General features: G+C 45.0%; 17 protein-coding genes and 1 pseudogene. 6 read left to right on the top strand and 12 right to left on the bottom strand.

The features are described from left to right. Positions 1 to 21: 21 nt before the first annotated feature. From prpF to AB4154_RS00095, 6 genes are all read right to left on the bottom strand, one after another. Entirely contained in the window at positions 22 to 1,194 is a 1,173-nt protein-coding gene (gene prpF, locus AB4154_RS00070) for a 2-methylaconitate cis-trans isomerase PrpF (protein ID WP_372121889.1), read from the bottom strand. Positions 1,195 to 1,203: 9 nt separating this feature from the next. Next, a complete protein-coding gene (acnD, locus tag AB4154_RS00075) occupies positions 1,204 to 3,840 on the bottom strand; it encodes a Fe/S-dependent 2-methylisocitrate dehydratase AcnD (protein WP_372121891.1) in 2,637 nt (878 codons plus the stop codon). A gap of 101 nt (positions 3,841 to 3,941) precedes the next feature. Beyond that, positions 3,942 to 5,153: a 2-methylcitrate synthase gene (gene prpC / locus AB4154_RS00080; protein WP_372121893.1), complete on the bottom strand. Its 1,212-nt coding sequence runs from the start codon at positions 5,151 to 5,153 to the stop codon at positions 3,942 to 3,944. 146 nt (positions 5,154 to 5,299) lie between these two features. After that, entirely contained in the window at positions 5,300 to 6,196 is an 897-nt protein-coding gene (gene prpB / locus AB4154_RS00085; RefSeq protein WP_372121895.1) for a methylisocitrate lyase, read from the bottom strand. Between the two features lie 100 nt (positions 6,197 to 6,296). After that, positions 6,297 to 7,016: a GntR family transcriptional regulator gene (locus AB4154_RS00090; protein WP_372121912.1), complete on the bottom strand. Its 720-nt coding sequence runs from the start codon at positions 7,014 to 7,016 to the stop codon at positions 6,297 to 6,299. Positions 7,017 to 7,408: 392 nt separating this feature from the next. Next, positions 7,409 to 10,582, bottom strand: coding sequence for an HD domain-containing phosphohydrolase (locus AB4154_RS00095; RefSeq protein ID WP_372121896.1), 3,174 nt, complete (start codon positions 10,580 to 10,582; stop codon positions 7,409 to 7,411). Positions 10,583 to 11,081: 499 nt separating this feature from the next. Between AB4154_RS00095 and AB4154_RS00100 the strand changes: the two genes are divergently transcribed. From AB4154_RS00100 to AB4154_RS00120, 5 genes are all read left to right on the top strand, one after another. Further along, positions 11,082 to 12,053, top strand: coding sequence for a tripartite tricarboxylate transporter substrate binding protein (locus tag AB4154_RS00100; RefSeq protein ID WP_017062289.1), 972 nt, complete (start codon positions 11,082 to 11,084; stop codon positions 12,051 to 12,053). 245 nt (positions 12,054 to 12,298) lie between these two features. Further along, positions 12,299 to 12,799: a tripartite tricarboxylate transporter TctB family protein gene (locus tag AB4154_RS00105; protein WP_004733594.1), complete on the top strand. Its 501-nt coding sequence runs from the start codon at positions 12,299 to 12,301 to the stop codon at positions 12,797 to 12,799. 10 nt (positions 12,800 to 12,809) lie between these two features. Continuing rightward, on the top strand, positions 12,810 to 14,330 hold the full coding sequence (locus AB4154_RS00110; RefSeq protein WP_012603793.1) for a tripartite tricarboxylate transporter permease: 1,521 nt from the start codon (positions 12,810 to 12,812) through the stop codon (positions 14,328 to 14,330). A gap of 192 nt (positions 14,331 to 14,522) precedes the next feature. After that, a complete protein-coding gene (locus AB4154_RS00115) occupies positions 14,523 to 15,281 on the top strand; it encodes a sulfite exporter TauE/SafE family protein (protein WP_102333369.1) in 759 nt (252 codons plus the stop codon). A gap of 226 nt (positions 15,282 to 15,507) precedes the next feature. Next, complete coding sequence (locus AB4154_RS00120) at positions 15,508 to 15,699, top strand: hypothetical protein (protein WP_017059711.1); 192 nt, start codon at positions 15,508 to 15,510, stop codon at positions 15,697 to 15,699. A gap of 116 nt (positions 15,700 to 15,815) precedes the next feature. Here AB4154_RS00120 and AB4154_RS00125 read toward each other — a convergent pair whose 3' ends face one another. Then, on the bottom strand, positions 15,816 to 16,229 hold the full coding sequence (locus tag AB4154_RS00125) for a VF530 family DNA-binding protein (protein WP_010438513.1): 414 nt from the start codon (positions 16,227 to 16,229) through the stop codon (positions 15,816 to 15,818). 428 nt (positions 16,230 to 16,657) lie between these two features. Here AB4154_RS00125 and AB4154_RS00130 point away from each other — a divergent pair. Further along, a pseudogene (locus tag AB4154_RS00130) lies at positions 16,658 to 17,811 on the top strand (HD-GYP domain-containing protein). A 132-nt stretch (positions 17,812 to 17,943) separates the two neighbouring features. Here AB4154_RS00130 and gnd read toward each other — a convergent pair. The 5 genes from gnd to AB4154_RS00155 form a co-directional block, all read right to left on the bottom strand. Next, positions 17,944 to 19,392: a decarboxylating NADP(+)-dependent phosphogluconate dehydrogenase gene (gene gnd / locus AB4154_RS00135; protein ID WP_372121898.1), complete on the bottom strand. Its 1,449-nt coding sequence runs from the start codon at positions 19,390 to 19,392 to the stop codon at positions 17,944 to 17,946. A gap of 28 nt (positions 19,393 to 19,420) precedes the next feature. Then, on the bottom strand, positions 19,421 to 20,155 hold the full coding sequence (gene pgl, locus AB4154_RS00140) for a 6-phosphogluconolactonase (RefSeq protein ID WP_017066266.1): 735 nt from the start codon (positions 20,153 to 20,155) through the stop codon (positions 19,421 to 19,423). Continuing rightward, the gene (gene zwf / locus AB4154_RS00145) at positions 20,152 to 21,654 is read right to left on the bottom strand and encodes a glucose-6-phosphate dehydrogenase (RefSeq protein WP_017059714.1); all 1,503 of its coding nucleotides are present in this window, start codon (positions 21,652 to 21,654) and stop codon (positions 20,152 to 20,154) included. The genes pgl and zwf overlap by 4 nt, the downstream gene beginning before the upstream one ends. A gap of 437 nt (positions 21,655 to 22,091) precedes the next feature. Further along, positions 22,092 to 22,787 carry a response regulator gene (locus AB4154_RS00150; RefSeq protein ID WP_372121900.1) on the bottom strand — a complete coding sequence of 232 codons (696 nt, stop codon included), beginning with the start codon at positions 22,785 to 22,787 and terminating at the stop codon, positions 22,092 to 22,094. Between the two features lie 66 nt (positions 22,788 to 22,853). After that, positions 22,854 to 24,506 (bottom strand): ATP-binding protein, encoded by a 1,653-nt coding sequence (locus AB4154_RS00155; RefSeq protein WP_372121901.1) that lies wholly within the window; start codon positions 24,504 to 24,506, stop codon positions 22,854 to 22,856. Positions 24,507 to 24,624 lie beyond the last annotated feature (118 nt).

The following is a 24,624-nucleotide window of genomic DNA, read 5'->3' on the forward strand; positions in this document are numbered from 1 at the left end:
TAACCGTTCACGACAATCGCTTTACTTGGGAAAAGGCACACGAATGGCACCTTCCATGATCACTCGGGCACTACGACTCATAATCGCCCTCTCTATTTTCCACCCACTTTCGGCCTGCAGCGCTTTCGCACCTACCTTTAAGGTTCCTGACGGGTGTCCAAAGGTCACGAAATCACGACTTCCCTCACCGGCTGCCAAGTTCACTAAGGTGCCAGGAACACTTGCCGCTGAAGCAATAGCAACCGCAGCCGTACCCATCATGGCATGGTGCAGTTGCCCCATAGACAAAGCACGCACCAGAAGGTCAGTATCTTCGACAGCAACCGATTTACCACTGGAAGCTTGGTACGCTTGAGGCTTAGCAACAAACGCGACTTTAGGTGTATGTTGACGTGATTCAGCTTGTTCTAAAGAATCAATAAGACCCATTGCTACTGCACCATGTGCTCGTATGGATTCAAACAGAGCCAAGGCTTTGGTATCACTATTGATATCTGATTGAAGTTCAGTGCCTTGGTAGCCAACCGATTCAGCATCAACAAAAATGGTGGGTATCCCAGCATTAATGTATGTCGCTTTGATGCAACCCAGATCGGGAGCATCTAAAAAATCGACAACATTCCCTGTTGGGAACATAGAGCCACTCGCATCGGCGGGGTCTAGGAAATCAACTTGGATCTCAGCGGCGGGGAAAGTCACACCGTCGAGTTCAAAATCACCTAACTCTTGAACTTCGCCACCAGCGATAGGTACATGAACAATAATGGTTTTCTCTATGTTCACTTGCCATACTCGCACCTCGACCACACCGTTTTCTGGAATACGATTCGAGTCGACTAGGCCACTATGAATAGCAAATGGGCCCACTGCAGCAGACAGATTGCCGCAGTTACCACTCCAGTCCACAAACGGCTTATCAATGGCAACTTGGCCGAATAGGTAGTCAACATCGTGATCGGCTTTACTACTTTTCGAAACAATCACGGTTTTACTGGTACTGGATGTTGCACCACCCATACCATCGGTTTGTTTGCCATAAGGATCTGGACTACCAATCACGCGCAGAAGTAATGCGTCTCGAGCTTCTCCGGCAACTTGCGCAGCTTCAGGTAAGTCACTTAAGTTGAAAAAAACGCCTTTGCTTGTTCCGCCCCGCATGTAGGTAGCAGGTACTTTTATCTGTTTGATGTTCATAACTAGCTCCTACTGTGAAAGAAAGTCTTTGGCAAAACGCTGCAACACACCACCAGCGCTATACACATTCACTTCATCTGCGGTATCTAATCGACAGGTTACTGGCACATCAAGCTTTTCACCGCTTTTACGAGTGATCACTAAAGCCAAGTCTGAACCTGCTTCAATGTCGCCGTACACGTCGTAAAGCTCGGTACCGTCCAATTCTAAGGTATTGCGATTGGTCCCCGCTTTGAATTGCAGAGGCAACACGCCCATGCCAACCAAGTTGGTTCTGTGAATTCGTTCAAACCCTTCAGCAACAATCACTTCAACACCCGCTAAACGCACACCTTTGGCTGCCCAATCACGTGATGAACCTTGTCCATAATCGGCACCAGCAACGACAATCAAGGGTTGTTTACGATTCATGTAAGTTTCTATCGCTTCCCACATTCGCGTAACTTGACCTTCAGGTTCAACTCTTGCTAATGAACCTTGCACGACTTCTCCAGCGTCCTTCACCATTTCGTTAAACAGCTTAGGGTTGGCGAATGTTGCTCGTTGCGCGGTTAAGTGATCGCCTCGATGGGTCGCGTAAGAGTTAAAGTCCTCTTCCGGCACTTCCATTTTGGTGAGGTATTCCCCCGCAGCGCTCGAAGCGAGAATCGCATTTGAAGGGGATAAGTGATCTGTGGTGATGTTGTCACCCAAAATCGCTAAAGGTCTCATACCAGATAGGCTTCGCTCTCCCGCCAGAGCTCCTTCCCAATAAGGTGGTCTGCGAATATAGGTACTTTGAGGTCGCCAGTCATAAAGCGGTTCAGTAGTCACCTGTTCCTCGTCTGGCTGGAACATTTTCACGTAGATTTGTTGGAATTGCTGAGGCTTAACATGTTCACCGACCACTGCATCGATCTCTGCATCACTCGGCCACAAGTCACTTAAATAGATCGATTTTCCGTTGCTGTCTGTACCTAAGCTGTCTTTTTCGATATCAAAGCGAATCGTACCAGCTAAGGCATAAGCGACGACCAATGGCGGTGATGCTAAAAACGCTTGTTTGGCATAAGGGTGAATTCGACCATCGAAGTTTCGATTCCCCGATAGCACAGCGGTTGAATATAGGTCACGGTCGATGATCTCTTGTTGAATTTTAGGATCCAACGCACCACTCATTCCATTACAGGTTGTGCACGCATAACCGACGATACCGAAGCCTAGTTTTTCCAGTTCAGGCAACAAACCGGCGGACTCAAGATAAAGCTTGGCAACTTTTGAGCCTGGCGCGAATGACGTTTTTACCCATGGCTTACGAACTAATCCAAGCTGATTGGCCTTCTTCGCAACCAATGCTGCGGCGACGACATTTCTTGGGTTACTGGTATTGGTACAAGAAGTAATCGCCGCAATGATCACGGCACCATCTGGCATTTGTTCATCAGAATATTGTTCAGCGTGTTGCTCTTTCCAAGAAGCTTGGCTGATGCCTTGTTTGGCAAGTTCACTGGTTGGTAAACGACGATGTGGATTGGATGGCCCTGCAAGGTTGCGCTCAACTTTAGACAAATCAAACTCAAGCACACGTTCGTATTGAGCGGAATCTAAATCATCGGCCCATAAGCCAGTTTGCTTAGCGTATAGCTCAACTAACTCAACCTGTTCAGGCTCGCGTCCTGTCAGCTTTAGGTATTGTATGGTCTGTTCATCGATATAGAACATACCTGCTGTCGCGCCGTATTCTGGTGTCATATTCGATATAGTGGCGCGGTCGCCAATGGTCAGTGCACGAGCCCCTTCACCAAAGAACTCTAGATAACTGGAAACCACTCTCTGATTGCGAAGAAACTCTGTAATCGCAAGCACAATATCCGTTGCGGTTATCCCTTCTTGTCGTTGACCCGTCAGTTTAACGCCTACAATATCAGGCAATCGCATCATAGACGGACGACCGAGCATCACAGTTTCAGCTTCCAAGCCGCCCACACCAATCGCAATAACGCCCAGAGCATCAACGTGCGGTGTATGGCTATCGGTACCAACACAGGTATCAGGGAAAGCGATACCTTCTTTGGATTGAATAACCGGAGACATTTTCTCCAAGTTAATCTGGTGCATGATCCCGTTCCCCGCAGGAATCACACTCACGTTTTTAAACGCGGTTTTACACCATTCGATAAAGTGAAAACGGTCTTCGTTTCTGCGCTCTTCAATCGCGCGGTTTTTATCAAATGCTTCGTTATCAAACCCGGCATGTTCCACTGCCAAAGAGTGATCAACAATCAGTTGAGTTTCGACCACTGGGTTCACCTTGGCAGGGTCTCCGCCTTGGTCGGCAATTGCATCGCGTAAGCCAGCTAAATCAACTAAAGCGGTCTGACCTAGAATGTCATGACACACCACTCGCGCAGGATACCAAGGAAAATCTAAGTCGCTCTTGCGTTCAATGATCTGTTTTAAGCTGTCTTCAAGGGTTTCAGGATCACAGCGTCTTACTAATTGCTCTGCCAACACTCGCGACGTATAAGGCAAGGTTTTATAAGCGCCCGGGGATATTGCTTCTACCGCTTCGCAAGCGTCGAAATATTCTAAACCCGTTCCCGGTAAAACCTTTCGATACTTGTTTTCATCAAGCTCTTGGTTTCTTTCAAGTTTTACATCAGACATACATCCACCATTATCTGTTAAATTCTATTCGTTGATTCTTGAGGCCTTGTCGTATGAAGACGGAAGTCACCTCAAGACATAAGTCGGCTCGTTATAGAGGGCTAACGTAGATGAATAGGTAACCAGTCTTGATGCTCTGGCCCGGTGTAGTCTGCACTTGGACGAATGATGCGATTGTTTTCTCTTTGTTCGAACACATGCGCCGTCCAACCTGTAAGGCGGCTCATCACAAAGATCGGAGTAAACAATTTGGTTGGGATGTCCATGAAGTGATATGCCGATGCATGGAAGAAGTCAGCATTACAGAACAAGCCTTTCTCGCGCTTCATAATCGCTTCAACACGTTCTGAAACGGCGTAAAGCTGTTTATCACCGACCTCTTGAGCTAGCTCTTTTGACCAACGCTTGATTAGAGCATTTCGTGGGTCGCTTTCACGATAAATGGCATGACCGAAGCCCATGATTTTGTCTTTGTTAGCAAGCATCTGCATGATGTTAGTTTCTGCTTCATCAGCGGATTTCCAATCTTGGATCATTTCCATTGCCGCTTCATTCGCACCGCCATGTAAAGGACCTCTTAGTGTGCCAATTGCTGCTGTAACGCACGAATGAATATCTGACAGTGTTGATGCACAGACACGGGCAGCAAAAGTAGATGCGTTAAACTCATGCTCTGCGTAAAGCGTTAGCGAACAGTGCATTACCTGCTTATGCAGTTCACTCGGCGCTTTATCTGTTAGCATTTTCAAGAAGTAGCCACCCAGACAGGCTTCACTTTGATCTTCCGTATCAATGCGCACGCCTTCATGGCTAAAGCGATACCAGTAACAAATAATCGCAGGGAAAAGCGCGAGCATTCGTTCAGTCGCAGGCAATTGTTCTGAAAAATCAGATTCTTGCTCTAGATTACCTAGCATCGAACAACCCGTTCTCATCACATCCATTGGGTGAGCGTCTGCAGGAATAAGCTCCAACAATGCTTTCAAAGGTTGAGGTAAACCACGTAAACCAACCAACAATGTTTTGTAATCGTCTAGCTCTTTTTCATTGGGCAAATGGCCTCTTAATAGCAGATGTGCCACTTCTTCAAACTGAGCGTGGTTAGCAAGATCGGTAATGTCATAGCCACGGTAAGTTAAACCCGTTCCTGATTTTCCTACCGTACATAGCGCAGTCGACCCTGCACTTTGACCACGTAGACCAGCACCACCGATTGCCGGTGCGCTGGCTGGTTTGTTTGCTGTTTTTTCACTTTTTTGCTCTACTTTTGAAGCATTTTCGACAGCGGCTTTATCACTCAAAGATACAGACATGGTGAACTCCTTTTCTGTGTTAGCCGCCTGCACTCTTTGGTGCTGCCTATTTATATGCCCGATGATCTTTATCATCGGTACTGGATTTGGCGACTAACCATTTCACGTTATTGGATTAAGTTGATTTTTGATTAATTGAAACTGGTTTACCCTTCGCTTGAAAACAACTGATCAAGCTTGTTCTCGTAATCGTGGTAACTCAGGTGTTCGTAAAGCTCTTTACGGGTTTGCATTGAATCCAACAGAGCTTCTTGATTGCCTTCAACTAACAAGTGCTTGTAAACATTCTCCGCCGCTTTGTTCATCGCACGGAACGCACTCAATGGATAAAGCACCATGTCGACACTTGATTGGGCCAACTCATTACAGTTGTAGAGTGGCGTTTGGCCAAACTCAGTGATGTTCGCAAGAATAGGCACGTGCTTACCCGTTGCTAATTTCAACGCCGCCGAGAACTTCACGTATTGGTCTAGCTGATTCATCGCCTCAGGGAAGATCATGTCTGCGCCCGCTTCAACATAAGCTATCGCTCGCTCAATCGCGCTAGCAATGCCTTCAACCGCCAATGCATCGGTACGCGCCATAATCACAAAGCTGTCATCGGTTCTGGCATCTGTTGCCGCTTTGACTCTATCGACCATCTCTTGTTGGCTCACAATCGCTTTATTGGGACGATGACCACATCGCTTCTGGGCAACTTGATCTTCCATGTGAATAGCAGCAGCACCCGCTTTTTCCATCGCTCGAATGGTTCGTGCAATGTTAAATGCACCACCAAACCCCGTATCGATGTCCACCAGCAAAGGTAAATCACACGCATTGGTAATACGTTCCACATCGACCAACACATCGTTCAATGTAGTAATGCCCAAGTCAGGCAAACCGTAAGACGCATTGGCGATACCTCCGCCAGACAAATAGATAGCTTGGTGGCCCAAGTTCTTTGCCATCATTGCGCAGTACGGATTGACCGTGCCGACGATCTGCAATGGGTCGTTGTCTTGCACAGCTTGTCGGAACTTAGCTCCTGCTGATAACTTCATAATGACGCTCCCTGTTAATTGTTTATTTCTAGCTAACCTTTAAGACTTACGGCTTTTGGTTATCGCCAGCTCTGACCCGCTGACAGATACCAGTCGCCAGTTAATCAAGATCTTTGGATTGAATTTGTTGTTCTATCAGCAATCGACTGCCCGAGATGTGTCGTCGCATTAGCATTTCTGCTAGCTCTTCATCGCGATTACGAATCGCTTGTAGGATGTATTTGTGTTCATCGAGCGCCTCTTTTGGTCGAGACTGAGCCCTAGGCGATTGATAGCGGTACATTCGTAATAGGTGATAAAGCTCGTCACACAGCAGCGAAATGAGTTTGCTGTTACGACTCGCTTTGATAATGCGATAATGGAAATCGAAATCCCCATGTTGATGAAAGTAAGAAGAACCTTCGACTTCATCGATGTGCTTTGAGTGTGTCGACAATAACCCTTCAAGCCCAATAAGCTCTTCTTGTGTGATATGTCTCGCTGCGAGTCGAGCAGCCATGCCTTCCAAAGCCTCTCGCACCGCGTAAAGCTCTAGCAGTTTTTCTGCCGAAAAAGTAATCACTCGCGCGCCAACATGTGGAATGCGTTCTATTAGGCCAAGCCCTTCAACTCGCATTATCGCTTCACGTAATGGGCCTCGACTTACTTCAAAGCGTTTGGCCAGCTCAGGCTCCGAGATCTTACTGCCCGGAGGTAATTCACCGTTAACAATTGCCTCAACGAGGTATTCCGTTAGGTTTTCTGACTTGGTGTTTTCTTTATCGCTCACACGAGTTTTCGTGTTTGCACTTAAGGTGAGATCTTTTATCGCAGTATTCATATTCACGCTGCTCACTTCTGACTGTTGAGCCTTAATTGTAAACATTTTCATAACATGAACATAAAATACACGATTAAATTGTCGACAATCAAGATAATTGTCGACAATTTAGACTAAGGTAGTATTTTTTATAGACGATAAAAACTCATCCAAAAGGACACTGAAAACAAATCAAGCATTTGTTATATATAGATTTAAACGGAGAAAGAACCACTAAATTCTTATCTACTCTAAAATTACTTAGAATCGATGTGTCGACAACTTATAGCCGAACTTGTCAAACGCAGATCCCTTAGTATCTATCCACCAGCTCACCGATAAACAGATATAAAAAAGGCGCACTCATGTGCGCCTTTCATTCATCGAACCCGTTCTAACAAGCCAACCTTTAATCAAGCTATCTGACGAGTAACTTCTAGGTATTTGTTGATATCAACGAAATCAATTTGTTCCGGTTTGAGATACTCTTCTGCATAACGCAGGTGAGTACCGCTGGTTAAGAACAATCTAAACAGTTCGATATCGAGATGCTCGTCCAACGCCATTTTGTACATGATGTCGACAGCAACACTGATTGGCTTCGCCTTCTTATAAGGCCTATCCGCAGCAGTTAACGCCTCAAAAATATCGGAGATCACCAGAATACGTTCTGGGATTGAAAGGTCATCACCAGTCAGCTTCCTTGGATATCCCGTACCTTTGAGTGTTTCATGATGCGTCGAAGCATAGCGAGGAACACGGCTTAGCTCTTTCGGGAATGGCAGATTCTCAAGCATCTTAATCGTGCCAAGCATGTGCTCGTTTATCTTGAATCTGTCTTCTGCAGTCAACGTGCCGCGTGCAATACTCAGATTGTAGACTTCGCCTAGGTTATATAAGTGCTCAGGTACATCCATTTTGATTTTATGTTTCGGGTCAAACTCTAACGGCCTATCTCTTCTCACTATATGTTCAGGTTTATCACTTAACAGTGGCTCTGTCGCAGGTAAACTTGCACTCGGTTCTCGGTTCAACGCCTCTATCGGTGATAAACCAAGTTGATCATCAAAGTTACGCGTCCAAGTCGTCTCAGCTATCGCGTGAATACGAGCGACTTTGTCTTCACTCATGAATTCACCACCAACGTTCGATGTCGCGATAAAAGTAAAGTCATCTTGTAGCTGTTGTTTGGTTGTCGCAAACTCATCTGCAATTTGCTGCGTTGATAGCGTACCTTCAAGTTGCTTTCTCAAAGCGGTGATTTCCGCATCACGCCAAAGTACTTCAAATCGAGTTCTCACCTCGTGAATTCGGTTGTAGTTCGCTTCTAGCTTCGTACCTTTATCGACGATGTGTTCGGGTATCGTGATCTTGCCACAATCGTGAAGCCAAGCCGCAATTCTGAATTCACGACGTTCATCATCATTTTTAAACTCAAAATCTTTGAAATGATCGGACTGTGATTTCTCAACTGCATCAGCCAACATCAAGCCGAGTTTTGGTACACGATTACAGTGCCCTGCCGTATAAGCAGATTTATCATCGATAGCTTGTGCGATAAGCTTGATAAACGACTCCACAAACGCCTCTTGTGTCTGTTCATGCTGCTTAATCTCTGCCGCCATGCCTTTCACTGCCACAGACAGCTCCCATACTTCTTTGATTCGAGTGTCAACAAGCTCGACACTATCATAATCACGCATCTTGATCTTATGAGTCTCCTCCTCTAATTGACGAATAGGACGCACTATCGGTGCACCAAAACCCCAAGCAATAGGCAACGTCAAACTCATCAGTAACATCGTTATACCAACCGAGGTTGCTAGACGTTTATTGACTGTACTAAAGATTTCAGATTCGGGAATCAATACCGCAAAATATTCAGAGTAGTGTTCGCCCGTGTCTATTTTCTTTAAATAGAGATGCTTGATCTCGCCATTCAACTCTACCCTTACCATACTGCCTTCAACCGTTGCTTCCTTAGTCAAATCATAAAGTTCAATATAAGGAACCGTCGTATTCGTATTAAAGCCGGTATCATGGAGCCACTTTTTCGCTAAGGTATCAAGTTGTTCATCACTTAACCTGCCGATAGCTTTGTCAATAATTGGAAGCAATTGCTTATGCTTGCTCTGCAACACCAAATGGAATTGATTTGAGTAGTTCTGTTTTAGATCTTCTAGAGCCCCATTTACAACAAGGCCTGGTTGGAAAAACCTATCTAATGCAAACGAGAGTACGGGTTCAGCGTCTAAGAATGCAAAGTTCTCTCCGCTTTCAATTGAATCAAATGCGGACTCTAGGTTTTCAAACTCAACTAAATCAATATTCGGAAAGTCTTCCCTTAGCTTAGGAATAATTGACCACCCAGATAAAATGGCCACTTTTTTATCCTCAAGCTCGGCATAATTAGTAATAATCTTCGCGTCTTCTCTGGTCACGATAGCAAACGGTAAATCATAGATTGGAGTGGTGTAGAGGCCGCTTATGCCATTATTTTTATAATTTTGCACCGATTGCAGCCCATCTATAGTTCCTTCTTGAAACTTATTAACAAGCTCTCCCCAAGAAAAACCATTCACAAATTCAAACCTGATCCCAGTCATACCACCAATCATTTTGAGAAGGTCTATCGCATAGCCGTCTGGTCTTCCCGCCACTGAAAAGTCCATCGGCCCCCAATCATTTTGATTAGACACTAACAGCGGAGGAGTATCATTAACCAAGGCTTTTTGCTCAGATGATAGCATCAGTTTTGATACATCAAACTCCGATTCCTGATTATTAACCTTGAGGTTAGACGCAATAATGTTACCCGATTTCGAATATAAGAAAGACTCAACCTTACTATCTTCTGCTAATCCAAGCGCCGTACCTGATAATTTGTTAGCCAAAGAAGACAGCACAATATCAATACCAATCACATGTTGAATTTCAGATTCGATTTTCGACTCAAACGCTAAAGAATAAGTTTGTCCGGTAATTTGTAAATGCTGAAAAAGATATGGCTGAGTTTTTTCGACCGACAGAACATTGGCAGCAACATACCAAGGCCTGGTCGTTGGAAAGTAGTTGCTCTGCTCCGTAGTTGAGCTTCTGAGGGAAAACTCTTGGTCAAAGTATTTCGTTGTCCGGACTCGCTCCTGCCCTATATTTTGAATCTCAACCACAACCCAACGATCCGTTTGTTGTGCTCCTATTTTTTCTCTAACGACAGGGGCAGATTCTAGGTTAATAATTTGGAAGAAATTTTCATCGGATGAGCCAATGTAAATACTATAAAAGAGAGGGTTATCTTTAATGGCTTCAGAAAGAATACTACGCGACTCTTCTTTCGATATTTTGTTACTGATAGATAGTTTCACTGTAGCAAGTAAACGCGCGGTGTTGGCTGCGTCAGAGTCAATCGCGCCGATATAATCACTCAGGTCATGAGATCCCATCGTCAACTTTGACAGAGTATTCTCCGTCGCCATTTTTTTACTGAAGTAGTATTGAAGAGAGACCGCAACCACAGCCGTTAGCACAGTCGCGAGTATGAACATTGTTCCAACGGTAAAGCGTAACGAAATTTTTTTTAATGCCATTATTTCATCCTTGAATAATCGCCAACTCCAAAGTTAACAGCCTAGCGCAATCAATACCGCTTAAGTTGCATATCAACTATAGTAACTCATTATTCCACATCTAAAATCTAACACCTCTATACACCTGACTCTTTTGCAGAAATAGTTATCGTAGTCACATCTAACAATATAGACCAACAACCAATGCACTCGAGTAGAAAACGCTAGTTAAATCCAACCTTTGTCAATGAATTCAATCATTCTGAGACAATAACTACGATTTTAGAATCCAGATATCATTCAACAGTAAATGGACAAAAACACGTTACCGTGAACTTTATGAACAATATTAATCCAATGTTCTTTATTCTCAATATCGCCGCATTACAGACATTTCATTAACACACCGTTAACTTTAGCTTCATCTGCTAAGCAATATCCTACTCATCTGTTTAGTAGCTGGAAATAAAACATAAGTTTCTCTCCATTGAAGAGATCCCCTACATAAGGAACGTGAACCATGTTCAAGGCACTGAAACCTACTCTTGCGGCTTCTATCATCGCAGCAACCTTTTCTTTCAACACTTTTGCTGCTGACGTAGAAAAAATCCACTTCCTAATCCCTGGCGGCGCTGGTGGTGGTTGGGATATGACAGCTCGTGGTACGGGTGATGTATTGGTGAAATCAGACATCGTAGAAAATGTCTCTTTCCAAAACCTGTCTGGTGGCGGTGGCGGTAAAGCGATTGCTCACCTAATCGAAACAGCACAACGCCAAGAAGACACGCTAATGGTGAACTCAACGCCTATCGTTGTTCGTTCACTAACAGGTATCTTCCCTCAATCTTTCCGTGACCTAACTCCGGTAGCAGCAACCATTGCCGATTACGGCGCAATCGTCGCTCCTGCGGATTCTAAGTACGACACTTGGGAAGACGTCGTTAAAGAATTCGAAACCAACCCACGTAAAGTGAAGATTGCTGGCGGTTCAGCTCGTGGCAGCATGGACCACCTTGTAGTAGCGGCAGCGTTCAAAGGCGAAGGTTTTGATGCGAAGAAAGTACGTTACATTGCCTACGATGCTGGCGGTAAAGCGATGGCGGCACTGCTTTCTGGCGAAACACAGCTGCTTTCAACGGGCCTTGGTGAAGTGCTAGAGATGTCTAAATCTGGCCAAGTAAAAGTGCTTGCTGTGACGGCGCCAAAGCGTCTTGATGCTGCACCTAACATCCCAACACTGACTGAGTACGGCAACGAAACCGTATTCGCTAACTGGCGTGGTTTCTTTGCGGCACCTGGCACAAGCCAAGCGAAGATCGACGAGTGGAATGTAGCGCTTGGCAAAATGTACAAAACCGATGAGTGGCAAGTGGTTCGTGACCGTAACGGTTGGATCGACAACTACAAAGCTGACAAAGATTTTTACGCCTTCCTAGAAGACCAAGAAAAACAGATGGGCGACCTAATGCGTGAGCTTGGTTTCTTGAAATAACCAACAACCATAGAGGGCCTATGTGCCCTCTTACTCTTTCCTTGTTTCGCCGTACATGAGTTAACTTCAAACTCCTTTGTTTATTCGTAGACGTATTACTAACGCTTGCCGATTCGTTGTAAACGCAAGTGGCTGATAAACCAGTACCGTAATTCGCTTACCTTTGGTTAGTGATCCCAGACATTTCATTGACTCGCTCATGTACGGCTTTTTTATTTTTTATACCACCCCAAATGGAGTTGGATATGTCGGACTTACCAACCAAATTTCTGAGTAAGGAATCTTTGCTTTCGAAGGATCGCATCGGAGCCATGCTCTTTATGCTTGCGTGTTTATGCTATGGCTACCAAACCACGCTGATTCCTTTGTTCCCCGGTGACGAGTACGAACCCTTCACAGCAAGAACCTTACCTATCCTGCTAACGTTTATCGGCATTGGCCTTTCGTTGATCCTGCTTATAACCGGACAGCCGGATAAAAAAGTTACATGCGACACTACGCCGCTGAACTGGAAACTGCTTATTGGCTTCTTGGTGTTAATGGCTCTGTACGGTGTTGGACTGACTTATCTTGGCTTTGTTTTAGCAACCAGCTTCTTCTTACTTGCAGGCTTTTACCTACTGGGTGAGCGCCGCAAAGCTGTCTTATTTGGCGCGTCGTTTCCTTTCGTTATCGCGTTCTTTCTTTTATTAACTCAAGGCTTAGATATCTACCTAGAGCCTGGTTTAATCTTCACTCTTTGGTAGGGATAACATTATGTTAGACGGAATTTTACAAGGACTTTCTACCGCCGTGATGCCAATGAACATCATGATGGTAATTGTTGGCTGTTTTGTTGGTACCTTTATTGGAATGCTACCGGGACTCGGTCCAATTTCAGCAATCGCGTTGATGATCCCGATTACATACGGCCTAGATCCTTCTTCTGGCCTAATCTTGATGGCTGGTGTGTACTACGGCGCTGTATTTGGTGGCTCGACGTCATCCATCTTAATCAATGCTCCGGGTTGTTCTTCAACGGTAGTAACCGCGTTTGACGGCTACCCGATGGCTCAAAAAGGCCAAGCAGGTAAAGCACTTGCTCTCGCGGCTTACTCTTCTTTCACAGGCGGTACGCTTTCAGCAATCATGCTTTTGATTGCCGCACCGGCTCTAGCAAGCGTGTCACTGAGCTTCCAGTCTTCAGACTACTTTGCGTTGATGCTATTAGGTTTGTCCGCTGTAGCGGCGTTTGCAGGCCCAGGTCAGGTAATCAAAGCGTGGATGATGACTATTCTTGGTTTGATGCTATCAACTGTAGGTATCGACAAAGGTGTTGGCGTTGAACGGTTCACTTTTGGCCTTACGGATCTGATGGATGGCTTTAGCTTCCTATTATTAGCGATGGCAACATTCGCACTGGGTGAAACCTTGATGGGTATTCTAAAACCAGAGCAAGACACCAGCGCGGAAGAAAGCCAAAAGATGTCGGATATTGGTAGCATGAAGGTCACCAAAGAAGAGTTCAAAGAAGTGGCACCAGTTTCAATTCGATCTTCTATTCTCGGTTTCTTTACCGGTGTTCTACCGGGCGCAGGTGCCACTATTGCGGCATTCCTAAGTTACGGTATGGAGCGTAGCCTCGCGCCAAAAGACAAGCAGAAAGAGTTCGGTAAAGGCAGTATCCGTGGTCTTGTTGCTCCTGAATCAGCAAACAACGCCGCTTCAAGTGGTTCATTCGTTCCGCTACTAACGCTGGGTATTCCGGGCTCTGGTACAACTGCGATTATGCTTGGTGCATTGATTGCCTACGGTATTCAGCCTGGTCCTCGCTTGTTCGTTGAACACCCAGATGTATTTTGGTCAGTGATCATCTCTATGTACTTTGGCAACATCGTACTGGTTATCTTGAACCTGCCTTTAATCCCTTATATTTCTAAACTGCTAGCGGTACCTAGAACGGTTCTACTGCCAATGATTATCTTCTTCTCAATCACTGGCGTGTACTTGGTGTCATTCAACACGATGGACGTATTTGTGATGCTACTGGTAGCGATGGCTGCGATAGCATTAAGGCTAGCCAACTTCCCATTGGCACCATTACTGTTAGGCTTCATATTGGGCGGCTTGATGGAAGAGAACTTAAGACGAGCATTGATGATCAGCGATGGTGAGTTGAACTTCTTATGGGAACGCCCTATTACGATGACCTTCACTATTCTGGCGGTATTGGTGCTGTCTAGCCCGATTCTAGTGAAACTATTTAAGAGTTTTAGAGCGAAGCCAGTAGAAGTGTAAAGCTTTATCGAATCAACTAAACCTCAACGAAAGGAGCCATTGACTCCTTTTTTCATTTAAAGCCTCAATTAAAACCAGCGGTTAAAGATGGTAGCAAACTCACAAACCTATCTTTACAACACACATGGCGCTGATATTCATAACAAATTCAAGTAAGGTAACCAGTTAGTTAACGTATTGGATTCTAAAACTATGGATTGGTTGATTCTATTCTTATCAGGGGTGGTTGGCGGTGTGCTTAACTCCATTGCGGGTGGCGGCAGCTTCATCACTTTCCCTGCTTTGTTATTTGCTGGCGTTCCACCAATAGCAGCCAACGCGACCAACACCTTTGCTTCATGCGCTGGTTACATCAGTGGTGCTTACGCACTGCGCCACGAAATTCAATCTGGTACCAAACAACTCAAGCTCGTTGTTGGGCTATGCGTAATTGGCGGCGGCATTGGTGCATTTTTACTACTACACACGCCAGAAGCGCTATTTACCCAATCCGTACCTTGGTTACTACTGTTCGCCGCTCTGCTTTTTACCTTTGGTGGCACTCTCAACAAATGGCTAAAGAAAGTAACCGCTAAACATAAGCACGCCACCAGCGCAGGGGCGTTCTTTTCCGCTGTATTGCTTTTGATCGTGTGTGTTTATGGTGGTTATTTTAATGCAGGCTTAGGCATTGTGACATTGAGCTACTTGGCGCTGGCTGGTTACACCAACATCAACGTGATGAATGGCATCAAACTGCTCGTGTCCGCGTGTGCTTCCCTCGCAGCGATCGTATTTTTTATCGTCAATGGTTCGATTGATTGGCCGTCTGGCATGGCTGTATTATTGGGTACATTGGTTGGTGGTTATTATTCAGCAAAAATCTCTCGCCGCATCCCTCAACACTATGTTCGAACCACAGTGATCATCGCGAGCTTTTTGATCACCGCTTACTTTTTCTATGCTAATTAGACGTTCGGTTTAATAAGACTTGCAACTGAAAAGATAAAGCCAAAAGACTCCACCCTGCTCATACCGATTTGGCTATTTTATTACTTATAAAATAGCCAAGCCAAAATGTGTGAGACGAGTCCTTCAATTAGCAAATTTGATAACAATTTAGACTGTTTTTTAGCCTTTATTTTGCCAAAGATAGGATAATTCTCCTGTCGAAAGTGAGACTTCATTAGGAGGCGTTATGAACACTAAACTCGGTCATGTCATGTCATCAAGTCGACTCATTTGCTTCGTCGCTTTTCTTGCTGCCACATTCGCGTGGATCTTAAAAATGCCCGCTCTGTTTTCTGTGTCAGCGCTATTCTTACTGGTCAGTGCGATCGTTTATGTCACCGATCTTTGGAAGAATCAAAGAAAAAACCGCGAAGCTTAGCCAATTACGGTTTAATCGAACGAATTAAAAAAGGAGCTCATAGGCTCCTTTTGTGTTTTTCGCTTATCTAATTAGGCGTACTAATCGTCGACGCCTTATCTAACGACGCCTTCTTATTAACGACGGAAGTTACGACCGTTACCGCCGCGGCGCTCTTTAAATGCAGACGCAGCTTTAGCTTGAGAAGCGTGGATAGACTCAACCGTTAGTTCCATTGGCTCACGAGGCTCTAGCCCATGGCGGAATGTACGTGAACGCGGAGGCATCTGGTATTCGATGTCCGATGCTTTAGGCATGCGCTTGAAACGGTAAAGGTAGAAGTTTTCAACCTTCTCACGAGCCCATTCGGTTTTCTTCAGGTATTTAACTGCGCTTGCCACTGTAGGCTTAGTGTTAAAGCAGTTCATACGCATTGCCGCATCTAAAATTTCCCAACCATAATGATCCACTAATTCAGTGATCATGGTTTCAAGCTTTAAGCCGTGTAGCGGGTTATTTTGTTGCAGTTCGATTCTTTCTTCTTCAGTCATAACATTACCTTTTTCAAGGCAACTAAAGGCCTTGAATTTACTCTAGAACACCGTCATCACTGACCATTTCTAGCTCAATCACTTGGGCATTACATCCATTGCCCTTATTTATGCCTTTATGATGGCATAAAGCATACTCGTTATCCTATTTATCTTTGAAATTAATTTCGAATTGGTCACTTAACACCCTACCTTAGCTCGCTATACAGACTAAGACATTCTGTGAACAAAATTTCCCCTTAAAGATTATGAGACTGGTTTAACTTAACAAAACCTACGGTAACCGTATGCAAAAGCCATATATTTAGTGATGACATTAAAGTTTTTCAGTACGCAGTATTACATTTTAATAACACAGTGCTATGGTTTTATTGAATATCGAAACGGTAAAAAACCCGATTAAACAGTGGCATAATTATAATTAAAGGTTGGCTTGCCACATGTTTGACTACTCCCATTTCAGTAGAGCAGCGGCCCAAGACAAAGACATCGTCGCCATAGTCGATGCTCTCTTCCAGCTAGCTCGTGAACACTACCCCATATTATCTCGGCTATCCGTGGTGCTGTGCAGTGAAAATAAAGCATCGAATTATTTTGTATCGGATTCACTGTGCCAAAACGCCAAGCATCATTACATCGAACAGGAGATCAAACCCAACTCTGCGTTGAGTCGTCTGGCTGAATCATTGGAAACAAGAATTGTTGATGACCTCTCTTTGATGAATCCGACTAAACAAATCTCTCATCTACTCGAGCTTGGTCACCAAAGTAGCTATACCACTCCAATCAAGAGAGTAACCTTGGGTTCGTTTTCATCAACGCCTCATGCACTGACTTTTTTGCTAAGCAGACAATACAAAGCGACATCGCCTACCTCACCCAAGCGATTTCGAACCTGTTTGTGCAACTCTTCGAACGCCAGAGACATTTTCAGTCCTCATTAGCCATCGCCCTAAACATGGGGCACGCACGCGATCCTGAAACCAAAGAGCATCTGATTCGCATGGGAAAATACAGCGAACAGCTCGCACGTACGCTTTCGCACAGTAACAATGAGATTACCCACCAATTCGTTCACCGCATTCGCTTGTATGCCCCGTTTCACGACATAGGGAAGTACCGAATCCCAGACAAAGTGCTCTTCAGTACTGAGCGTTTTTCGGAAGAAGAAAGAAACATCATGAACAATCACACGATATATGGCGAAGAGATGATTGATGACGTGGTTGCCCTTTCCCACCACAGCTCAATGTGTAGCGAAGAAGTTCAGTTCATCCAGAATATTGTACGTCACCATCATGAACGGTTTGATGGCTCAGGGTTGCCAGATGCGCTCGTTGGAGAAGCGATTCCACTGGAGGCAAGAATTGTAACGCTAGCGGATGTGTTCGATGCTTTACTGAGTAAACGAGCTTACAAACACGCATGGTCAGCATCTAAGGTAATGGACTACATTGAAGCGCATACAGGGTTGATGTTTGATCCAGAGTGCGTCTCTGCGCTGAAGCAAAACCTTGATTACTTCATGTCGATACGAGAGCAATACAGTGATATGCAAAGTCCACAAGCTGCACTCGCTTAACGGGTTGTATTGAATTTGCTGTCTGTGACTCTCTTGCAGAACCAACAAAAAAGGATGCCAGTTGGCATCCTTTTGTTTTCTAGTTTACAGCTAATAAGAACAACAAGGTTCTTAACTGATTCTAACTAACGATTATACGTCGTAAGTTGTAGAAGCAGTATCGCCGCCTGTACCAGTCCAGTTTGTGTGGAAGAATTCACCACGTGGACGGTCAGTACGCTCGTAAGTGTGAGCACCGAAGTAGTCACGTTGAGCTTGAAGCAGGTTCGCTGGTAGACGTGCAGTTGTGTAACCGTCTAGGAAAGATAGCGCAGAAATCGTACATGGCATTGGGATACCAGACTCTAGAGATTTCGCTGCTACTTTACGCCATGCCACTAGGCTGCCTTGTAGGATGTTTTTGAAGTACTCGTCAGAACCTAGGAACGCGATGTCTGGGTTTGCTTCGTACGCATCACGTATGTTGCCTAGGAATGCAGAACGGATGATACAACCACCACGCCACATTAGCGCTACGTTACCGTAGTTTAGGTCCCAGCCGTTTTCGTTCGACGCTTCACGCATTAGCATGAAACCTTGAGCGTAAGAGATGATCTTAGAAGCCAGTAGAGCTTGACGTAGTGCATCAACCCACTCTTGCTTGTCGCCTTCAACTGGAGTGATTGTCTTCTCAAACAAAGCTTCAGCTTCAACACGTTGGTCTTTAAGAGCAGACAGGCAACGAGAGAATACAGACTCAGAGATCAGTGTTAGTGGGATACCTAGGTCTAGTGCGTTGATACCAGTCCACTTACCCGTACCTTTTTGGCCTGCAGTGTCTAGGATCTTCTCAACTAGCGCTTCACCGTCTTCATCTTTGTAGCCAAGGATGTCAGCAGTGATTTCAACTAGGTAGCTGTCTAGCTCAGTCTTGTTCCAGTCAGCGAATACTGCTTTCATCTCGTCAGCAGACATACCTAGGCCATCTTTCATGAACTGGTATGCTTCAGTGATAAGCTGCATGTCACCGTATTCGATGCCGTTGTGTACCATCTTAACGAAGTGACCAGCACCGTCGTTACCAACCCAGTCACAGCAAGGCTCACCAGCGTCAGTTTTTGCCGAGATACCTTGGAAGATTGGCTTAACCGCTTCCCAAGCTTCAGCCGCACCACCTGGCATGATTGAAGGACCGAAACGAGCACCTTCTTCACCACCAGATACACCAGTACCGATGAAGTGGATGCCTTTCTCACGACAATGCGCTACACGACGGTTAGTGTCTGGGTAGTTAGTGTTACCACCATCAATGATGATGTCGCCTTCGTCTAGAAGTGGGATTAGGTTTTCGATGAACGTGTCTACAACGTCACCAGCACGAACCATAAGCATCACTTTACGTGGCGCTTCTAGCTTCTCAACTAGCTCTTCTAGAGAGTAAGCACCAACAATGTTAGTACCTTTAGCTGGGCCTTCTAGGAACTCGTCTACTTTAGCAGCAGTACGGTTATGAGCCACAACTTTGAAGCCGTGGTCGTTCATGTTTAGGATAAGGTTCTGACCCATTACTGCTAGGCCAATTACACCGATATCACCTTTCATTATTTTATCTCCTTGCGGCTATTCGCACTTATGCGATAGCACTTGCTGCATTTGAATCTAGGAACCACTCTGTTTCGCCAGTTTTAGACTGGATTTTCGCTGCCGGGTAAGGCAGTTCTGAAGCAGGAGTTGTATGAATTTCTTTAACGATCTCAACTTTACCTGCACCCAGTACTAGGTAGCTGATTCGTTTTGCTGCTTCTAAAACTTTCGCTGTTTTAGAAACACGGATTTGACCAGACTCAGGGTGAGAAGCTAATACAGATAGGTTCTCATCTTGGTAGTTGGTTGCACCTGGGAATAGTGAAGCTGTGTGGCCGTCTGCGCCAACACCAAGCAGAATCCAATCGAATACAGGCGTGCCGTTTTCTGTTGGGATTACGTCTGCCATCTCTTTTGCGAAACGCTCTGCTTCTGCTTTTGGTTCATCTTCACCACGGATGCGGTGGATGTTTTCAGCAGGAAGGTTTACTTGAGTAAACTCTTTTAGTTTTGAAAATAAGAGCGCGTTTGCTTCACCGAAATTGCTTTCAGCGTCGTCTGGTACAACGCAACGTTCGTCGCCCCACCAGAAGTGAAGGTTATTCCATTGAATACCTTCCGCGTATGGCGCCTGTGCTAAAAGTTTGAAAAGCATTTTTGGCGTGCTGCCACCAGACAGTGAAATGTGAACAGGTTTGCCCTGCTCGCTGTATGCTTTCATTTCATTTGCTAGGTTTTCAACAACCAGTTCAGGCGTTGCAAAGATCTTGTGATTGATCATAGTTCGCAGTAATCCGTGTCTGTTAAGTTTTTGCATGGGAAACGCCATGCGCGGCCATCACGTTGCAGAAGTTCATCTGCTTCCTGTGGGCCCCAAGTACCACAAGCATAGCCAAACAGTGCTTGAGGATCTTGCTTGAAGTCTAAGATTGGTTGAACGTACTTCCAACATGCTTCTACCGCATCGGTACGTGCAAACAGAGTCGCATCACCGTTCAGTGCATCAAGAAGAAGACGCTCATAAGCCGTCAGCATCTGAGTTTCAGGCAAGTCAGAGTAAGAGAAGTTCATTTTCACTTCTTTTGCTTTGAAGCCTGCGCCTGGCTCTTTCAAACCAAAGCTCATCTGAATACCTTCATCCGGTTGGATGCGGATAATCAGCTTGTTCTCTGGTGCATCTTGACCAAATACTGGGTGTGGCGTGTTCTTAAAGTGAATCACGATTTCAGTCACACGTGTTGGTAAGCGTTTACCTGTACGTACGTAGAAAGGAACACCATTCCAACGCCAGTTATTGATGTGAGCTTTCAAGCCGATGTAAGTCTCGGTACGAGAATCATCCGCTACACCATGCTCTTCACGGTAACCTAGTAGGTGCTGACCACGAACATCTGATGCTGTGTACTGACCTAATACTAAGTCTTTACGCAGATCATCTTCTTCTAATGGTTTCAGACACTGAAGCACTTTAACCACTTCATCACGAATAGAATCAGCGTTAATTTGTGCAGGCGGCTCCATACCTACCATCGCTAGCACTTGCAGCAGGTGGTTTTGGAACATGTCGCGAACTGCGCCAGAACCGTCGTAGTATCCGCCACGCTCTTCAACGCCAAGGAACTCAGCACCTGTGATTTCAACGTATTCAATGAAGTTACGGTTCCACAGTGGTTCAAACATCGCGTTTGAGAAACGAAGCACTAGAAGGTTTTGAACCGTCTCTTTACCAAGGTAATGGTCGATACGGTAGATCTGGTGTTCTTGGAAGTGATGATGGATCTCTTCATCCAACGCTTGAGCTGATGCTAAGTCGTAACCAAATGGTTTTTCGATGATCAGACGACGCCAGCCGTTCGATTCATCGTTAAGGCCATGCGCAGCAAGGTTTGCTGGAATCACACCGTATAGGCTTGGCGGGGTTGCCAAGTAGAACAATGTGTTATGGTTTTCGAATTGGTAGTCTTGCTCAAGCTTGTCTAGACGTTGTGCTAAGCGAGCATAGTCGTCTACATCTGAAGTATTGATCGCTTGGTAATGCAGATGTTCAATAAATGCATTCAGCGTCTCTGGTTCAGTTTTTTCCATTTCCTGAAGAGACTTCTTCAGCTTCTCACGGTAAGACTCATCGCTGTACTCAGTACGGCTCACTCCAAGAATCGCAAAGGATTCTGGTAGTTGATTGCTAGCATACAGGTGGTATAGAGCAGGAATTAACTTGCGGTAAGTTAGATCTCCCGACGCACCAAAAATAACGATGCTGCTGTTTTCAGGTATTACCATCATCTTTCCTATAAAAACAAGGTTTTTAGTATTCGCCAAAGGTATCAGCGACATACGAAAATAGATAATAGGTCTTAACTATTACATCAATAGTAAGCGCCTATTAAATTTGAGAATGCGTTTGGTAAACGAGGGTGAAAGCTATCACCTCTATTCGGGACAGTATTGTCTATGACTATTTGATTTACATCAACCACTGTGAAAGCAATCGATTAAATATTGACTCATTTCGAACAAATTCTAATCGATAGTTCCGTTCATTTGACCCGAGGGAGAAGCAAATCGGCATTCTCAAACAGTGTAGTCAAGAAAGAACGGTATCTGGTCGGTGGAGTGAGCAATAGGAAAGGGAGAAAAAGGCAAAACCAGCCTATTCAACTGGCTTTATATTTATTTGACAGCATCGCGTTTGTCTTTGTGACTTGTTGTCGCTAAATCTATCTTCTAGCTTTGTTGTAGCAGCGTTCTGGGCGACCAACTGTCCCATAATTTAGGTCAGCGACTAACTCACCCGTCGTAATCAAAAACTCTAAGTAACGTCTGGCTGTGGTTCGGCTAGCACCAATTCGTTCTCCGGCTTCATCGGCGGTAATATTAACGGCATCAGCTTGCTGAAAAATGGCTCTGATCTTATCCAACGTTACGCCATCAATGCCTTTGGGTAAGGTGGATACTTTTCCAGAGTCCGCTTTGGCATTGGCTTGCAGCATCTTATCAACCAAACCTTGATTCAAATCCGACACACTTTCAAACTCTTGCTGTTGAGATTGATACTTTTTCAGTGCCGCTTCCAAACGAGGGAACATTACTGGTTTCAATAGATAATCGACCACCCCACCACGCATTGCTTGCTGCAGCGTATCGACATCCCGAGCAGCAGTAATCAAGATAACGTCGCAGCCTTGATTGCTCCCTCTTACGTGATTAAGAATATCGAGCCCACACCCGTCCGGCAGATACACATCCAATAACACCAAATTCGGTTTTAAGATGTCCAGTTGCATGAGCGCTTCAGACTGTGTGGTGGCAATGCCGACCACGTCAAAGCCACCCATCTGTTCTAAATAACGATGGTGTAGCTCTGCAATCGCAATATCATCTTCAATGACCATGACTCTCGTGATTGCGTTCATTTATGTTCTTCCTTTAACCATGCTTTTTCCGTCACGATGATCTTCGCAAGATCGTTTCGTGCTTAATTATTGTTCTTCTTTTGGCAGATAAACCGTCATTCGCGTGCCAAAATCGTGGTTGTCGACCATTTCAAGCTGCCCTTGATATCGGTCTGCCAGCTGCTTTATCAGATACAAACCCACACCACGATTTTGCTTCGCTTTGCTCGATACGCCTTTTTCGGTGAGTGCTTTGGTCGCCAACTCTTTCGGCAAACCGCACCCTTTGTCTTCTACTTCTACGATAATTTCATTACCAAAATCACTGATTGAAACTTCAATAACCCGACGCGCTGGCGCAATTTGACCCTCTTGCTTAATCGCCGTCATGGTGGCGTCAAAGGCGTTATCAATCAGGTTGCCAAGAATTGTGACAACGTCATCCGCGTTTAACCAGCTAGGCAGAGCTTCAAGCCTTGATCCCTCTTCCACTTTAAGCTCTAACCCAATCTCTCGAGCTCGCTCTGTTTTGCCTAAAAGCATGCCTGCAATAAGAGGGTCTTTCACCGTCTCTCTTAAGAACTCAATTAAGCTCTGGTAATGAGCGGTTTCTTGACCAATCAATTGTTGAACAGAGTCCAGCTCGCCCATCTGAATCAAGCCACTGATGGTGTTGAGCTTGTTTTGATGCTCGTGGGTTTGTGAACGCAGTAGATCAGCATATTCTTTGGTTTGTGAGAGCTGGTCTGTTAAATCGTTGATTTCATCTCGTAATCGGAAACTCGATACCGCCCCGACCACCTCACCTGCCACTATAATCGGGCTTCGGTTAGCAATGATTCGCTTATTGTTTAAATACAACTCAACATCGTGGTCGGTGTCGCCGGTTGATAGCAGTTGTTCTAAATCACTGCCTGGCAATACATCAGAAAGGCGCTGTTGATTGAGTGCTTTATCCCTGTCTATCGATAAAATATCGCAGGCACTCTTATTAATTGAACGTAAAATGCCGTGCTTATCGATGCTCAGAATGCCCTCTTTCACGGTACTCATGGTTACATCTAGCTCAACATACAACCGGCCTATCTCTTCAGGCTCAAAGCCCAAAATAGCGCGTTGAAAACGGCGAGATACATAACTCGAAATCAAAGCGTTGACCGCAACCACCAGCAACGCCATCACAATCAAAAAGGCTAAGTAAGGTTCGATTCGATCTTGCAACGAATCCAATAAGTAACCAACTGACACCACACCAATAACGGTACCTTGGGTGTCTTTTACCGCGGATTTACCACGAACTGAAAAACCCAGCGATCCTTTGGCTGTCGACACATAAGACTCGCCCAATACCAATGCTTTTTGGTTATCGCCACCACGCATGGGTTTACCGAGCCTGTCATCATAAGGGTGAATCAGGCGGATACCTTTATCATCTCCAACAACGATAAACGCCGCGCCAATGAGCTGAGTAAGGTTACGAAATTTAACTTGGGTTTCTTCAGACAAAACGTAGGGAACGCCATTAGGGTCCAACGTTCCATTTTCTTGAATAATGCTGGTGACAAGCGGCGATTCAGATAGAAATTCAGCAACACCTAACGCTTTCAAACCCATCTCTTGTTCTTGAGATTGTTTGACGTAGTAAAAACCAGCCGCTGCAAGAATCAAAAGTTCAACGAGGCCAGTGACCGTCATGATAATCAGTAACCTTTTACGGAAACTGATACTGCTCCATTTCATATTCCACCGTCCCTAGCGTTAGACGATCAATGTTAACACCAAGTTAATCGCATGACCTTTCTAGGGACGTGAATTTGTGACTGCTACTCAACTAAATAATTGAGCAGATTGTTAATTG

The sequence above is a fragment of the Vibrio sp. 10N.286.51.B11 genome, assembly GCF_041469245.1.
GTDB lineage: Bacteria > Pseudomonadota > Gammaproteobacteria > Enterobacterales > Vibrionaceae > Vibrio > Vibrio crassostreae_C.

Coding starts and splice junctions, on each gene's coding strand:
- acnD (WP_372121891.1), bottom strand. CDS start 3,840: ATGTCTGATGTAAAACTTGAAAGAAACCAAGAGCTTGATGAAAACAAG.
- prpB (WP_372121895.1), bottom strand. CDS start 6,196: ATGAAGTTATCAGCAGGAGCTAAGTTCCGACAAGCTGTGCAAGACAAC.
- AB4154_RS00100 (WP_017062289.1), top strand. CDS start 11,082: ATGTTCAAGGCACTGAAACCTACTCTTGCGGCTTCTATCATCGCAGCA.
- AB4154_RS00095 (WP_372121896.1), bottom strand. CDS start 10,582: ATGGCATTAAAAAAAATTTCGTTACGCTTTACCGTTGGAACAATGTTC.
- AB4154_RS00120 (WP_017059711.1), top strand. CDS start 15,508: ATGAACACTAAACTCGGTCATGTCATGTCATCAAGTCGACTCATTTGC.
- AB4154_RS00125 (WP_010438513.1), bottom strand. CDS start 16,229: ATGACTGAAGAAGAAAGAATCGAACTGCAACAAAATAACCCGCTACAC.
- AB4154_RS00090 (WP_372121912.1), bottom strand. CDS start 7,016: ATGAATACTGCGATAAAAGATCTCACCTTAAGTGCAAACACGAAAACT.
- pgl (WP_017066266.1), bottom strand. CDS start 20,155: ATGATCAATCACAAGATCTTTGCAACGCCTGAACTGGTTGTTGAAAAC.
- AB4154_RS00105 (WP_004733594.1), top strand. CDS start 12,299: ATGTCGGACTTACCAACCAAATTTCTGAGTAAGGAATCTTTGCTTTCG.
- zwf (WP_017059714.1), bottom strand. CDS start 21,654: ATGGTAATACCTGAAAACAGCAGCATCGTTATTTTTGGTGCGTCGGGA.
- prpF (WP_372121889.1), bottom strand. CDS start 1,194: ATGAACATCAAACAGATAAAAGTACCTGCTACCTACATGCGGGGCGGA.
- prpC (WP_372121893.1), bottom strand. CDS start 5,153: ATGTCTGTATCTTTGAGTGATAAAGCCGCTGTCGAAAATGCTTCAAAA.
- gnd (WP_372121898.1), bottom strand. CDS start 19,392: ATGAAAGGTGATATCGGTGTAATTGGCCTAGCAGTAATGGGTCAGAAC.
- AB4154_RS00110 (WP_012603793.1), top strand. CDS start 12,810: ATGTTAGACGGAATTTTACAAGGACTTTCTACCGCCGTGATGCCAATG.
- AB4154_RS00150 (WP_372121900.1), bottom strand. CDS start 22,787: ATGAACGCAATCACGAGAGTCATGGTCATTGAAGATGATATTGCGATT.
- AB4154_RS00115 (WP_102333369.1), top strand. CDS start 14,523: ATGGATTGGTTGATTCTATTCTTATCAGGGGTGGTTGGCGGTGTGCTT.
- AB4154_RS00155 (WP_372121901.1), bottom strand. CDS start 24,506: ATGAAATGGAGCAGTATCAGTTTCCGTAAAAGGTTACTGATTATCATG.